This is a genomic window from Thalassorhabdus alkalitolerans (genome assembly GCF_042656525.1).
Classification (GTDB): domain Bacteria; phylum Bacillota; class Bacilli; order Bacillales; family Marinococcaceae; genus Thalassorhabdus; species Thalassorhabdus alkalitolerans.
On sequence record NZ_JBHSOZ010000003.1, the window covers coordinates 608,374 to 621,604 of the forward strand.

Here is a 13,231-nt window from a genome sequence, read left to right on the forward strand (position 1 = left end):
GCTTCTTTCTTTGTTAATGGATAGAGAATGTATGAAAGGGAATCCTATTTTAAGATAATTAAGAAAAGAAAGGATGACTCACGTGAAATACTGGATGGCACTTTGTCTTCTCCCGCTTTTTTTCTCCTATTATGTCACTTCAGTAAATGCTGCTTCCCCCCCTCCTCAAGTATCACTTATTATTGATGACTTTGGCGGCAAAGTGAAGGGCGTAGAAGAAATGCTTGATTTAGATCTTCCTCTCACGATTGCGATTATGCCTTTTATGGAAGACAGCCATAAGCAGGCAGTCCTGGCTGCGGAAAAAGGTCACGAAGTAATGCTTCATTTGCCGATGGAACCTCTCAAAGGAAAAGCATCCTGGCTCGGACCTGGTGCTATCCGCGCAGAGATGACAAAAGAAGAAGCAAAACAGGCCACTCAAAAAGCTATAGACAGCCTTCCTCATGTGAAAGGACTTAACAACCATATGGGCTCCAAAGTAGTAGAAACTTCTGAAGCCATTTCCGGTGTTCTTGAAGCAGCAAAGGAAAATCAGCTTTACGTTATCGACAGTGGTACGAATCCTCGTTCACTGATCCCTGAGCTTTGTGAAAGTATGGGTATCCCTTACGAAGTGAGAGATGTGTTCTTAGATGATACTTTGTCTTCAGCTGCAGAGGTTAGACAACAAATGAAACACATGGCACAAAGGACAGAGTCGGATGCTAAGACAATCGCAATCGGTCATGTTGGCATTAAAGGCGAGGAAACGGTAACAGGAATCAAAGAGGGTCTTTCTTTTTTGAAATCAACAGGAACAGAAATCGTTCCCGCTTCCAGGCTGACTCTTTCAAACCTATCACGTAACCCTTTTTCTTTCTGGGAATATTAACAGCGCCCTTCAAAAGAAGAAGGGCTTTTTGCAGGCAACCGCTTTTTCGTTACAGTTTAGTTCTATTACGAATCAGCACTCTGATATTCATACCAGCCACATTTTCCAGAAAAAGGTTATTTTATTGGTTTAATCCATCTTCAAAGCGGGTATCTTCATATGTGGATAAGAGCCTGCAAAACAAATACTTTTGTACCTGAATATATTGTACCCTCCATTTGCAATATCTCTGCTCAGATCGGTGAATAGAGTGGGATTAAGACAAGAATACGCTTACATGTACTTATTGACATTAGAAACCATTCTTCCTATGATAGAATTGGGATCGATGGAACCCACTTTCTTTTACCCTTCCTAACTACACAAAGAAAGAAAGTGATAAAAATGATGCAAACTTTAAAAAACAGCCAGATTATGGATAACGAAATAAAAGAACTAATGATACCAGAAGAGAAAGTAGCTCACGTCCAATTAAACAACCCTCTGGACCACGCCCTGCTTGTTCTCATTAAATCTGGCTATACCGCTATTCCTGTACTGGATAAAGATTACAAGGTATGCGGACAAATTAGTAAAGCACAAATTCTGGATTCAATATTGGGTATCGAGCGAATTGAAATGGAACGTCTACACGAAATAAAAGTTAAGGATGTCATGTCCGAGAAGATACCAAGAATGAACAAGGATGAAACCTTTGGAAAAGCCTTGACTCTCTCTATCAATCACCCATTTGTCTGTATTGAAGATGACATGGGATCTTTTATTGGTATTTTAACGAGAAGGTCTATTCTGGCTCTGATTAACCGGTACCTTCGAAAGTAAGACCTTCCCTGCTGCCAGGGGCTGGGTCAAAACTCAGCTAAGTAAGGGCCTTCACCGTTGGTGAGGGCCCTTACTTATATTATAATTCTGTTGGTTGATTGTTCAAAAATACACTCGCTTGCACCTAAGGTACAAGTACGACATCCATTCAGGCTTCATCTCATTCGCTTTCACGGTGTCTTTTTACCATTTTTCACGAAAATATAGTTTTTATTTTTTTTTCTCTGTCCTTAAACATTCGTTTAAGTCCTGTTTTCACAACTGCGGGAGGAAGCCATGAAGTATAAGCGACCTCATCTTTCATAATTGTCATATTATCCTCTTCTATAAATCTGTGAATGTGCTGCCAGGTAATAAAAGGAAAGGGAAGCTTTTCTCCTTTATCGATAAAATAATTCCCTTCGTTTACCTCCGTAATACGGACTTCCCAGACTGGAGAAACAAGCCCTCCCTTTATCTGAAGCTGGATCGTTTCCCCTTCCTCCGTTCTTTCACCATCAACTACTTTCACCTTTGGAAAACCACTTAGCTTTTCGAGGTTCCTTGTGTATAAGAAAAATTCCCAAACGTTTTCTTTCTTATCATGTATCGTAGTTTCATAAGTGAATTCTCCTGAAAACATGCCCTTCCCCCCCTTTTGTTTTTTATATTCCTTCTTTTTCTTGTACAATAAACATTAACAGGTCGAAAGGAGCGATAGTCATATGAGTTTTCGTTTTCAAAAACGTGTCAGCGTAGCACCTGGTGTAAGGTTAAACTTCAGTAAACGGGGAATCAGCACAACTGTGGGCCGTCAGGGGGCATCTGTCTCCCTTGGAAAAAAAGGTCTCTATGGGAACATTGGTATCCCTGGAAGCGGATTGTCATACCGATCACGGCTGGATAAAGGGGCTGCCGGGCAAAGGCACTATGAATCTACTGAGAAGCTTCCCTATGATGCAAACCTTGTCTACGATGATTCTTCTCATTCATTTACCTTTGTGGACAGGATGGGTGATGAACTGCCTGCTAATCATTTGCGGGAATTAAAAAAACAAAATGCCTCTAAATTAAAAGAATTGTATAAAGAAAAAGAACGGGAAATCAATGAACAGACAACAAAACTGCTGGAAATTCATCATGAGCTTTCACCTCCAAAGACAGTAAGTGAAATTGAAAATGAAATTAGGGAAGAAACTACAGTGACTGCTTCTCCTCCACAGCGAGAAGAGATCTACCTGCGGGAAAAAGCAAAGCTTGAAAATGAAACGTCTTCTTTTTTAAAGGTACTTCGTTTCCTTTCTCCCAAGCAAAAAGACGAGTTTAACGAGCGCGTTAAACAACAAACCATTGAAACCTTTAATAATGAACAAGCTTCCTATGATGAGCTTATAGAACTTGCCAAACAAGAAAGAACATATCGCATAGATTTACTTCACCGCATGATGGCAGGGAGCCTTGAGGCCATGGATGAATGGCTCACGATGATGCTTGAAAAGCTAGACTTCCCGATAGATACAGACATTGACTTTCAAGTACTCGGCCCTAAAACCGTCTATGTCGATGTAAAGCTTCCTCCTCTTCAAGTTGTTCCAGTGTCGAAGGCTTCGATCTTAAAATCCGGCAAACTAAAAATTGAAAGGAAGTCTAAGAAACAACAACGAAACCATTATGCAAAGATGGTTGGAGGAGCAGCTTTATATTTATCTTCCTATATCTTCTCCTTGCTGCCAAATTGTGATCGTATCGTCCTGTCTGGCTATACGATCGAACCTGATCCAGTTACAGGTCATGATAACGAATGGTACTTGTATAGCATAGATGTTGATCGAGAAACCTTATACACCTTAAAAATGAGACAAGTTCATCCGATACAATCATTTAAGCAGTTTCACCCAAGGATGGACGCAACAAAAACGTATATTTTCAAACCCATTACTCCATATGAGCCAGAGGAAATTACTGTTTATGAAAAGCAAGCATAGGTACAAGAACATTCCATTGTGGGCAGGACTCCTTCTTGCCCACATTTTATTGTGGGGAGTTTTTGCGCTCCCCTCCCATCTTTTTTGGTATTGCTTTCCGCCTGCTATCGCTGTTTTAGGGGTTACTGCCTTTCTAGGAACCCATATGAAACAAAAAAGCCGGCTGACTGTTATAGCTGCCTTCGGCCTTATAACGGCTGTCATTTTTTATCTAGCTGTCTACCTTGCAAGCATAATAATTAACCGGTTTCTGCCGGATCTCAATGTTGAAATTACAAGTCTTTACAAAACAATTATGCCTGTCCATTGGTGGCATCATCTTTTTCTTGTCCTTTTAATTATTCCTGTTGAAGAATTATTCTGGCGCGGCTATGTACAGGAAAATTTACCTTTATCCCCTCCGTTGAAGGTTGCCGTTGCCACTTTGTTATACGCCTCTGCTCACATAACAAGCGGCTCTTTTTTGTTGGTCACCGCAGCCATCGCCGGAGGATTGTTATGGGGATGTCTATACTTGCGATTTCAGGATATCCGCTTGTGCATCCTTTCCCACCTCCTTTTTAACATCTTACTTCTTTACCTCTTTCCACTTGCATAATAACCCCATAAAGGAAGTACCTTTTCCTTGTTAGAAAACCAAGGGGATTCTTCCCTATGTGTTTACACCCGTACCTTTCTTGCGATAAAAAATTTATCGAGTTTGATAAAATGTGTATAATAAAAAAGGTTCCAATTACCATGTATGATGATAATTGGAACCTTTTTCTTTTTCCTTAAGACTGTTTTGTCCAAATTTCCTCAATCTGCCTGGCTTTCGCCATAGCTCTTACAACCAGCCAGCTTACCCGCAGCCACAGCTTCCCCCGGAGCCACAGCCCCCTCCACAAGAAAGGTTATCGAAATAAGGGTTTCCCGTTGGCACCTTTATATTTGGTGACACTGCATAGCCAATTTCAGCGCTGATTTCATTTAATAATGACTCGAGCTCCTTTTCAGCTTTTTTAAAGGCGCTGATCGAGTCATTTACATCAAGCTTGCGCTTTAACTGTCGAACGTTGGAAGAAACAGTCTTATAATCTGGATGATACTTACCAAAGCGCTGAACTTCCTCATATTGTTCTTTTATATTTGTAAAACGATAAATGAGCTCCTGAGCTTCAGTATCCTCATCCATTCGTTCTTTGCAAGTAAGATAAGCTTGAAACACTTCTGATCGAATGACTAAATCTCCAAGAGCTGCCGAAGCAGCAAGGACATCAGCCGGCGTTGAAACCATTGTAGTCATAGATCCACCTCCGAATAGAGATAGTATAACACGTACCAGGTTGTTGGTGAAAGGTAGCTTCTATTGAAAGGCTGCTCTATTATTTAGTTTTGTAAAATCATAGAAGAAGATTGACCGGAAGTTCATTAGCTTCGTATAATATTCTTCGTAATGTAAGGTTACGCAAGCATACTATCTCAGGAGGAACATTCATGAAAATAGTAACGTTTAATCCTTTCCGAACCATTGGAATTCCAAATATTCAATATATTAAGCCTGAAAAAATGTTTCATCCTATCGAAAAAGATAAGATCTTACAAGCTGATATATGTCTTTTTCCTGAAAAATGGCAGGTAAATGCCCTTGTATATGGAATGAAAAAGAAAATCTTCCCTTCTATAGAAACGATTCATCTTGGCTATGACAAAATCGAAATGACAAGGGCATTGCTTAGTGTCTGCCCTTCACATGTTCCCTACACTGAAATACATGGGCGTTCAAAGGAAAGCCTTGAAAATATCCTTCTTACGTTTCCCTTTCCTTTTGTAGGCAAAGAAAGTCGTAACTCTATGGGAAAAGGTGTGTTTCTCATTAACAACCAGGATGACTTTAAAGATTACGCACAAAGTAACAGCACCCTGTATGTTCAAGAATATCTTCCAATCAACAAAGATTTACGCGTTTGTGTCATTGGAAATAAAGTGGTAAATGCTTATTGGCGGATTAATGATGAGAGCAGTTTTTATAATAACATCGCCCAGGGCGGCACTATCTCCTTTGATAATATACCTCAGGAAGCGTTGGATTTAGCACTGGAAACTGCCTTGCATTTAGGAATCAATCATGCGGGATTCGACCTTGTGTTTGCTAACAATCAATACTACTTTTTAGAATTTAATGTTTTATTTGGGAATCAAGGATTTCAGGAGAAAGGTATCCGAGCAGAAGATTATATAATAGAAGCGATATCTCACTAAAAAACGATGCCTCCTGAAAAGGCACCGTTTTTTTTGTTTCCCCTTCCAGCCTAGGCAATGGTGATCTCAAAACTCATTTCTTTAGCATGAGCTTTTCCTTCATGATCAACTGGCTGTATGGTGATTTCATGATCACCTGCCGGCAATCCTTTTATCACAAAAGCGGCTTGGTCCATCCTTCCGATCTCTGAGCCGTCAAGCTTTAATAGTAAGTAACCGTCTCCTTTCTGCTCGTTCATGGACAGAGAGAAGTCTGGAAGAATACATTCAACATAAATGTTGGCTTCTTTCACTTTATATTGCAGGCTCCATCCATCTTCTTGCATGGATTCTTTTGTGACTTCACTGGTCACTTTATTCACGGGAACTATTTGTAATGGTTCAATTTCTATCATTTCCTGGCTATAGGCTGCCGAAGCATAAAAAATAGTGCAAACCAACGCAAGCAGGAATGCCGTTTTTATTTTTGACAATTCGTAAACCCCCTTTGCCTGTATGTTGTGACAAAGAAGGCTTACTTATCCACATTTATTGTGCCCTTAGCATATTTAGAAGCATCATGACCATATTTAATCCATGATTCATTTTTTCCACTCTTTGGGGGAAAGTCTTTCCGTGATAAATGTTGGCTTCTTTTTCAAATTCCATGATCCTTTGAGGATTTCTATTTAACCTTCTATACCAATGAGGATGAAAACGGATGAAAGCTTTTAAGTCAGGCCGTGAGCTCACGTAGGAATATACGTCTTGACGCAAGTTTTTCCACCTCTTTTAAAACCATCTAAATGAAAAGGGATCTTCCGGGCCTCTTTGAGGGGGCTGTGGCGGCTGCCGCTGGAACTGCTGAAATAATTTCTGTACATTCCCCATTACACCGCTAAACTGGGAAAGATTTTGCTGTAAATCATGCATATTGATCCCATTTAAGCTTTTAAACAGCCCACTAATCATATCAGACTGACCGCCAGAAGTACTTTCTTGCGGGTCGCTTTCTTTTTTGTAAGGCGACCACTCTGCAGCATCAGATCCTAATACAACCCAGTCCTGGTATAAATGGTTCCACGTTTTTCTTCCTTCTCTTACTTCTTTTATCAGCAATGGATGGCTTTGAACAAATTTTTTGAACTCCTCTACCGATGGATGAAGTGACTCTTTTTCCATAACAATTCCACCTCCCGTAAAACATATCTCATGCTCTTTGACTTCTTCTCTTCTATAATTTACGCCCTCCTGTTTTAAGAAGTGCGCCCAATTTTTGTTTTGCTTTGAAATTACATGCTACAATATCGATAATCGGTAAAAGCATAGAAAGGAAAAGTCGAATGGAAAATAATCTTTCTCACGTTTTACGTAATGAATTTGAAGACTTTTTAGCGCAAAGCAGCAAAGAAGACCAGGAGGTTCTTTCCAGCTTTTTAAGAGGCCTTAGGGAAAAACAAAAGGGTAATTACGTGTCTTATATCGGAAGCTGGCTTGAAACTGAAAGAAGGTTTCTCGATGACGGCACGTACGAGGTATCGATCCCTATAAAGCCATCCATTATGAACGCGTTAAATATCGTGCATGGGGGAGTAACCGCGACTCTTTTGGATACAACAATGGGAAGCATGGTAAATCTAAGCCTTCCTAAGGGACAAGTTGCCGTGACACTGGACATGAAAGTAAACTACATAAAGGGTGGCACAGGTAACAAACTCCGCTGCCAAGGGGAAATCATTTCTCGGGGGAACAAAGTGTGCGTGACAGAGGCGAAAGTTTTTAATGACGAAAATAAAGTGATCGCTTTGGCAACAGGGACTTTTTATGTGTTGCCTGCAAAATAACAAAAAGGGTGCCAAGTATGCTATGAAAGCTTCCTGGCACCCTCCTTTTTTACCAAGGAGTAAGGAAATTCTGGGTATAATGTCTTTCGTACACTCCTACACCAAGATGGGAGAAATCTTCGCTTAATAAATTTACTCTGTGGCCTTCACTATTTAACCAGCCTATTACGGCTGAGGTTGCATCAACATACTGTGCAGCTATGTTTTCTCCGGCTCTCATAAAAGAAACATCTCCTGCTGTCATACGGTCCTGAAGCGCTCCAGAAGTTGGAGAGTCGTGGGCAAAGTAATTATTTTGAGCCATATCCTCACTATGCAAATAGGCGACTTGTGCAACCTCCTCATCCCACTCCAGAGGGTCTTTTCCGAAGGATTGCCTGATAACATTTGTAGCTTCAAGAACTTGCTGCTCTGCTGCCTCTTCCACCGGCCTCCACTCTTCTCGACCCCAATTAGGTCTTTCTTCTAAAGAGCCCCGGTACGTAATAGAATAAGGCCTATGGTTAACGATTGTTTCACTATTTAAATATCTAACACCAACAAGTCCGTCATCTATCGTATCAAAATATAGCTGTGCCCATATCCCATCTTCGAGCTCTACAAGCGGCCTGTCTGCTGCCTCTTGTTCATCTGGATGAAAGGTAAAAGAACCGTCATCCGTTTCTACAGTCGGCTCTTCTTCCACCTGAAGATGATTTTCAACTTCACTTCGGCTCATGCCTGCCTGAAGGGGAGCAACTGAAGCTTCTTCACCAAGAGCAAGAACAGTTTGAACGACGTTATCCATAATCCCGACAAGAATATATTCTTGATGCTCCTGATTCAAATAAACATGAACGTTATAGCCATAAAGAGAAGGATCCACCCTTTGAGCTTCGCCAAGTAAGTTTTGCACTGCCTCTTCACTTTCACCTATAAGACTTTGCAAACTGTCTTCAGCAATTGTTTCTTCTTCTTCAAGGTGTTCAGACTCAGACTGTTGCTCCTCGTTCCCGGTTTCTTCTTCGGAAATTTCTTCTTCATTGGAAGCTTCTTCTTCAGAAGCTTCTTCTTCCTCTGTTTGTTCGGTTTGAGTTTCTTCCTCCAGCACAGGCAGTATTTCCTGCAAATTAAGTTCATCTATAGTAAGCCCTTCTAAATCTATGGACTCCAGATCAATCTCATCTAAGTTTATATTATCTCTGGTTTCACCCAGGTTACTTAATAAATCTTGAAGGGAATCTTCCATCGTCATTGATTCCTCAGGTATTTCTGTTGAAGTGTCCTCTTGGCCTTCCTCGGCAGGCATAACCCATTCCGGCCAGCCTAGCTGCCAAACAAGCACCCCAAACGTGATTCCAAATACAATAAAGATAAATCCAAGTTGTCTGAACATCCTTTGACTCCTCTCTTCCACTGCACTACTAAGGAGAACAGCTTCCCCGCTTAATTCCTTTTCTATTCTCTATTAAAACATTTTTATCGGTGTCTGCGCCACCCGTTATACATACCAAAAAACCGCCCATAAATATATAGGCGGCTCTCCTGGTAATAATACTAAGTTTTAATGATGCACTTCCGGTCTTTCTGAAATCTCGCTTAATGCAAAGGAAGCTTCATCCGCAGTAGTCCTTCCAACTGCCAAATCACCCAGTGCTACAATCCCTACAAGCTTTTGATTCTCCACCACAGGAAGTCGTCTTATTTGTTTCTCTGCCATCATCCTCGCAGCTTCATCTACTGACATTGACGGTTCAGCTGTGATTAAATTCTCACTCATTATGTCTGAAACTGGGGCGGAGTTCGCTTGTTTTTCAGCAATACAACGGACAACAATGTCTCTGTCCGTTATCATTCCCATTAGATTTTGATCTTGAACAATAGGTATAGCTCCCACATGAGTGTTTTTCATTTTAACAGCAGCGTCGTATACCGTGTCCTCCGGTTTACAAGTTTCTACCCCAGTGGTCATGATATCTTTTAAAGTATCCAAATTTCTTTCCTCCTTTATCGATAAAAATGATACGACACTTATAATCCCTCGAAAGTAAAAAATCATACACCTATAGTGAAGGTTAACTTCAAACGGCAGACAGTACAGGTGTCATAAAGTTTCCATACTAATGCGTTGCATCTTCTCGGTAAACATACTATGATAAAGAAGGATAACAGGTTATTTAGACATAGGAGGGACAGAAAATGAAGATCGAAGGATTTGATATTCAGGAGCAAGAAGTCTCCTTTGGAAAGCTACACATGGTTATTGAAGAAAATGGTTTCGTTCATTCTGAACAATGGGATTATGAAAGAGTGACGTTTGATTACAGATTTTTAGACAAAGCTGAAGATGCTACGTACTATCTTCGTATACCAGCCTACAGTGTAAGTGGAGAAATTGGAAAAGAAGATACAAGAGTGAAACTGATGACTCCTTATTTGGGCCGTCACTACTACCCCCACGGTGTAGAATATGATGAGGAATTCCCGGAGAAAATCGTAAACAAATGCAAACAAAAGCTTGCAGCAATCGAAAAAGAACTTAAGGAAGACTAATTTTTGAATAGTCATGCTACATAATGTAAGCCAAAACTTCAGGAAAGTAAAACCGGATGAAGCATTTTTCACCCGGTTTTTTTGAAATATTTTCCTTTCTTTTTTGTCCTCAGTTTTTGTCACACAACACTGAGACAATGATCTATATGTGTCAAGAAAGGGGACTACCATTGTCTGCGCTGCTTAATAAAAAAATACTGCTTACCATATTAACAATAATTATTGTGGGGGTTGCAGCATACTTTGTGCTGCCTGTCTCCCTTCCTATTATTTTAGCTTTATTAACTGCTCTTGCACTTTCACCGGTAGTCCGCTTTATGACCGACCGGTTGAGAGTCAGGCGCAACCTCGCAGTCATGCTTGTCTTTACAATTTTTGTCTGTTCTATTGGTATCGGAGGGTACATCCTCGTTACACAGGCTGTCACGCAAATCGTTGATTTTGTAGAGAATCTTCCAGCTTACATCAATGATTTAAACCGGGCATGGCTAAATTTCCAAGCCAATTTAGAAAACACATATGAAGATCTGCCTCCAGAGTTTGTTTATGAAATTAACAGCCAGGTAACACAAACATTGAACAATCTTCGTCTCGAATTTACTGACCGTAACATTATTACTGACCTTACATCCATTGTTGCATCCATACCAGGGTATCTTGTCACATTTATTGTTTATCTTATCGCTTTGTTCTTATTTATGCTTGAGCTTCCTCGTTTAAGCAAACAGGTATATTCCTTTATGAGCGACAAGACAGAAGAAAAGGTTAAATTTATGACTTCCCGCCTTTCTTATGTGGTAATTGGATTTTTTAAAGCGCAGTTTTTGGTTAGTATTATTATTTTCGTTGTGACATTTATTGGTCTGTTGATTATCGCGCCTGACGTTGCTTTAGTTATGTCATTAATCATATGGCTGATCGATTTTGTTCCAATCATTGGTTCCATTGCTATCTTGGGACCATGGGCACTCTTTCACTTGATCGCCGGAAATATCGGCCTTGGTTCACAGTTATTAATCCTTGCTGCCGTCCTTTTAATTATCAGGAGGACTGTAGAACCTAAGGTGATGGGGCACCACATCGGACTCTCCCCTCTTGCCACGCTCATTTCATTGTATATTGGCCTTATGCTGTTTGGGGTCATTGGCTTTATTGTTGGTCCTCTCATTGTGATTGCCTTTACTTCTGCAAGAGAGGCAGGGCTTATTAAACTAAATTTTAAAATTTAAGCTTCTCCGCTGCTTCTCCAGGGGTGTTTCTATTCTTTTACTGAACGTTGGGTGATAGAATCTAAAGGAAGTATTAGGTAAGAATACAATCATTTAAATCCAATAGAAGGATCACGTTTTTTCTGAAAAAAAGAAACAGGCTGTTGAGTATACATTTCTCAACAGCCTGTTTTTAGGATTACCTGAATTTTTTCAATGGCAGCAGCTCTTCTCCTCAACTAATGATGTAATCATTCTCCTCTCATTAATAAATGTGACACCCTGTTCAATCTTCACTTCAATCGTCTGGCAGAGGAAACACTTCTTTATTTAATAATGATCAGCAAAAAAACCCCCGCCTTTTCATAAGCGGAGGCTTCTCGACACTATGCGCCTCTCATTGGGAATGGCGTTATATTAATCATTTAGTAGTAAGGTGAAATCATTAAATAAACCAATACACCTGTAATACTTACATACAGCCATAAAGGCATTGTCCAGCGGGCAATCTTCCTGTGCTTATCTACTTTGTTGCTGATCCCTCTGAAAAAAGAAAGCAAAGCCATAGGTACAATGATAATTGCTAAAATAATATGGGAGATAAGGATAAAATAATAAAAGCCCGCATACAATCCACTGCCCCCAAAAGCAGTTGACTCAGCCAGAAAATGATAGGTTACATAGGTTACTAAAAACAAGGAAGTAGAACCAAATGCAGCATAGATAAATCTTTTATGCATTGTAATATTCTTTTTCAAAATAAAATAGAGAGCAGTAAATAAAAAGACAGTGGTAAAGCTATTAAAGATGGCATTCATCATTGGTAAAATCGTAATATCGAAACCAACATCACCGCTATACCCTTCCATAAAAAACAACACAGCAACCAAACCATTAATGGCGACTGTTAAAAACACAATAAGAGGAGTATAATTGCGTTCTTTAGCAAGGGCACCTTCTGCTCCTTTATTTTCAAACTGATTCATCGACTATCCCTCACTTTTTCATATTTCCACATCCTATTATACACTAAGAAGGAAACCTCCACCTAGGGTATTCTATAACAAATAAGTGAACATCAAAACAAAGACATTACTCTGCTGCTGCCTTTGTGCCTAATCCTTTTTGACATGACTTTAGCACGTTTATTGTTGGTTTATGTAAAAAAACGCTCACTTGCACGTAAAGCTACACGTCAACATTCATTCATGCTTCCTTTCCTTCGCATACACGATATCTTCTATGCCTGGGTCATGGCAGCCGCTTTCTCGGTGCGCGGTCTTCATCACCTGCTATTCCCCAATAGTCTAGGGCCATTATCTACCATCAAATGACTTATCCATTAACTTACTCCTTTAACAGATCCCTATGGTAGAAAAAACCCCCTTCTGCTGAAGCAGAAGAGGGTTTCTCCATCTTAACTTAATATTTCACGACACCAAGCAATAGGGATAAGGCAATTAATGTAGGAGTAGCTACAAAAATCCCTGCCACCATAAAGGCATTTGGCCATGCATGGTTTTTATCCTTCAAATGCATGAAGTAGAATAGCTGCAAGAAAAACTGAACTGCAGCCAGCAACAGAATAAAAGGAATAACAAAGTTCTGAGGGAATACATCACTTCCTACTGCAAGAAACGCAAGCAATGTGATAAAAATCATGAAAGCAAAAGCTGTAATTTGAATGTTTCTTTCGCGATCAATCTTTTTTCTTTCCTGTTTTGTCATTGCACTTTTTTCAAAAGACTGAGATAAGTGTTCTGCCAT

At 40.0% G+C, this 13,231-nt stretch carries 17 protein-coding genes; 8 read left to right on the top strand and 9 right to left on the bottom strand.

The features are described from left to right. Positions 1-82: 82 nt before the first annotated feature. Both ACFPU1_RS05665 and cbpB read left to right on the top strand, forming a co-directional pair. Positions 83-874 (top strand): divergent polysaccharide deacetylase family protein, encoded by a 792-nt coding sequence (locus tag ACFPU1_RS05665; protein ID WP_385939361.1) that lies wholly within the window; start codon positions 83-85, stop codon positions 872-874. 387 nt (positions 875-1,261) lie between these two features. Then, a complete protein-coding gene (gene cbpB, locus ACFPU1_RS05670) occupies positions 1,262-1,696 on the top strand; it encodes a cyclic-di-AMP-binding protein CbpB (protein WP_054635411.1) in 435 nt (144 codons plus the stop codon). A gap of 193 nt (positions 1,697-1,889) precedes the next feature. Here cbpB and ACFPU1_RS05675 read toward each other — a convergent pair whose 3' ends face one another. Beyond that, positions 1,890-2,318, bottom strand: coding sequence for an SRPBCC family protein (locus tag ACFPU1_RS05675; RefSeq protein ID WP_385939363.1), 429 nt, complete (start codon positions 2,316-2,318; stop codon positions 1,890-1,892). 82 nt (positions 2,319-2,400) lie between these two features. Between ACFPU1_RS05675 and ACFPU1_RS05680 the strand changes: the two genes are divergently transcribed. Together ACFPU1_RS05680 and ACFPU1_RS05685 are read left to right on the top strand one after the other, a co-directional pair. Next, entirely contained in the window at positions 2,401-3,660 is a 1,260-nt protein-coding gene (locus ACFPU1_RS05680; protein WP_385939365.1) for a DUF4236 domain-containing protein, read from the top strand. Further along, positions 3,644-4,258 carry a CPBP family intramembrane glutamic endopeptidase gene (locus ACFPU1_RS05685; protein ID WP_385939367.1) on the top strand — a complete coding sequence of 205 codons (615 nt, stop codon included), beginning with the start codon at positions 3,644-3,646 and terminating at the stop codon, positions 4,256-4,258. Before ACFPU1_RS05680 ends, ACFPU1_RS05685 begins: the two co-directional genes overlap by 17 nt. Before the next feature lie 243 nt (positions 4,259-4,501). On the opposite strand, the gene ACFPU1_RS05690 is transcribed toward ACFPU1_RS05685, so the two are convergent. Continuing rightward, positions 4,502-4,945, bottom strand: coding sequence for a YlbF/YmcA family competence regulator (locus tag ACFPU1_RS05690; protein ID WP_157049717.1), 444 nt, complete (start codon positions 4,943-4,945; stop codon positions 4,502-4,504). Between the two features lie 191 nt (positions 4,946-5,136). Here ACFPU1_RS05690 and ACFPU1_RS05695 point away from each other — a divergent pair, with 191 nt between their 5' ends. After that, positions 5,137-5,901, top strand: coding sequence for an ATP-grasp domain-containing protein (locus tag ACFPU1_RS05695; RefSeq protein ID WP_385939369.1), 765 nt, complete (start codon positions 5,137-5,139; stop codon positions 5,899-5,901). Between the two features lie 50 nt (positions 5,902-5,951). Here ACFPU1_RS05695 and ACFPU1_RS05700 read toward each other — a convergent pair whose 3' ends face one another. Genes ACFPU1_RS05700 through ylbD form a run of 3 tightly spaced genes read right to left on the bottom strand, consistent with a single transcriptional unit; the run spans position 5,952 to position 7,062 of the window. After that, positions 5,952-6,374, bottom strand: a complete 423-nt coding sequence (locus ACFPU1_RS05700) for a hypothetical protein (protein WP_385939371.1) — start codon at positions 6,372-6,374, stop codon at positions 5,952-5,954. A gap of 55 nt (positions 6,375-6,429) precedes the next feature. Then, entirely contained in the window at positions 6,430-6,657 is a 228-nt protein-coding gene (locus ACFPU1_RS05705) for a YlbE-like family protein (RefSeq protein WP_054635226.1), read from the bottom strand. Between the two features lie 15 nt (positions 6,658-6,672). Beyond that, complete coding sequence (gene ylbD, locus ACFPU1_RS05710) at positions 6,673-7,062, bottom strand: spore coat protein YlbD (protein ID WP_054635225.1); 390 nt, start codon at positions 7,060-7,062, stop codon at positions 6,673-6,675. Between the two features lie 161 nt (positions 7,063-7,223). Here ylbD and ACFPU1_RS05715 point away from each other — a divergent pair, with 161 nt between their 5' ends. Continuing rightward, the gene (locus tag ACFPU1_RS05715; RefSeq protein ID WP_385939374.1) at positions 7,224-7,724 is read left to right on the top strand and encodes a PaaI family thioesterase; all 501 of its coding nucleotides are present in this window, start codon (positions 7,224-7,226) and stop codon (positions 7,722-7,724) included. A gap of 49 nt (positions 7,725-7,773) precedes the next feature. On the opposite strand, the gene ACFPU1_RS05720 is transcribed toward ACFPU1_RS05715, so the two are convergent. Together ACFPU1_RS05720 and ACFPU1_RS05725 are read right to left on the bottom strand one after the other, a co-directional pair. Beyond that, the gene (locus tag ACFPU1_RS05720; protein ID WP_385939376.1) at positions 7,774-9,099 is read right to left on the bottom strand and encodes a CAP domain-containing protein; all 1,326 of its coding nucleotides are present in this window, start codon (positions 9,097-9,099) and stop codon (positions 7,774-7,776) included. A gap of 168 nt (positions 9,100-9,267) precedes the next feature. Continuing rightward, positions 9,268-9,696 (bottom strand): CBS domain-containing protein, encoded by a 429-nt coding sequence (locus tag ACFPU1_RS05725; protein ID WP_054635222.1) that lies wholly within the window; start codon positions 9,694-9,696, stop codon positions 9,268-9,270. A 206-nt stretch (positions 9,697-9,902) separates the two neighbouring features. On the opposite strand from ACFPU1_RS05725, the gene ACFPU1_RS05730 reads away from it, so the two are divergent. Further along, on the top strand, positions 9,903-10,256 hold the full coding sequence (locus ACFPU1_RS05730) for a YugN family protein (protein ID WP_054635221.1): 354 nt from the start codon (positions 9,903-9,905) through the stop codon (positions 10,254-10,256). 170 nt (positions 10,257-10,426) lie between these two features. Next, a complete protein-coding gene (gene ytvI / locus ACFPU1_RS05735; RefSeq protein WP_385939379.1) occupies positions 10,427-11,485 on the top strand; it encodes a sporulation integral membrane protein YtvI in 1,059 nt (352 codons plus the stop codon). A gap of 404 nt (positions 11,486-11,889) precedes the next feature. Here the strand turns inward: ytvI and ACFPU1_RS05740 are convergent, their stop codons facing one another. Both ACFPU1_RS05740 and ACFPU1_RS05745 read right to left on the bottom strand, forming a co-directional pair. Next, entirely contained in the window at positions 11,890-12,450 is a 561-nt protein-coding gene (locus tag ACFPU1_RS05740; protein ID WP_054635219.1) for a DUF420 domain-containing protein, read from the bottom strand. Positions 12,451-12,886: 436 nt separating this feature from the next. Further along, the gene (locus ACFPU1_RS05745; protein WP_385939381.1) at positions 12,887-13,231 is read right to left on the bottom strand and encodes a cytochrome C oxidase subunit IV family protein; all 345 of its coding nucleotides are present in this window, start codon (positions 13,229-13,231) and stop codon (positions 12,887-12,889) included.

Coding starts and splice junctions, on each gene's coding strand:
- cbpB (WP_054635411.1), top strand. CDS start 1,262: ATGCAAACTTTAAAAAACAGCCAGATTATGGATAACGAAATAAAAGAA.
- ACFPU1_RS05675 (WP_385939363.1), bottom strand. CDS start 2,318: ATGTTTTCAGGAGAATTCACTTATGAAACTACGATACATGATAAGAAA.
- ACFPU1_RS05680 (WP_385939365.1), top strand. CDS start 2,401: ATGAGTTTTCGTTTTCAAAAACGTGTCAGCGTAGCACCTGGTGTAAGG.
- ACFPU1_RS05685 (WP_385939367.1), top strand. CDS start 3,644: ATGAAAAGCAAGCATAGGTACAAGAACATTCCATTGTGGGCAGGACTC.
- ACFPU1_RS05690 (WP_157049717.1), bottom strand. CDS start 4,945: ATGACTACAATGGTTTCAACGCCGGCTGATGTCCTTGCTGCTTCGGCA.
- ACFPU1_RS05695 (WP_385939369.1), top strand. CDS start 5,137: ATGAAAATAGTAACGTTTAATCCTTTCCGAACCATTGGAATTCCAAAT.
- ylbD (WP_054635225.1), bottom strand. CDS start 7,062: ATGGAAAAAGAGTCACTTCATCCATCGGTAGAGGAGTTCAAAAAATTT.
- ACFPU1_RS05715 (WP_385939374.1), top strand. CDS start 7,224: ATGGAAAATAATCTTTCTCACGTTTTACGTAATGAATTTGAAGACTTT.
- ACFPU1_RS05720 (WP_385939376.1), bottom strand. CDS start 9,099: ATGTTCAGACAACTTGGATTTATCTTTATTGTATTTGGAATCACGTTT.
- ACFPU1_RS05730 (WP_054635221.1), top strand. CDS start 9,903: ATGAAGATCGAAGGATTTGATATTCAGGAGCAAGAAGTCTCCTTTGGA.
- ACFPU1_RS05740 (WP_054635219.1), bottom strand. CDS start 12,450: ATGAATCAGTTTGAAAATAAAGGAGCAGAAGGTGCCCTTGCTAAAGAA.
- ACFPU1_RS05745 (WP_385939381.1), bottom strand. CDS start 13,231: ATGGCAGAACACTTATCTCAGTCTTTTGAAAAAAGTGCAATGACAAAA.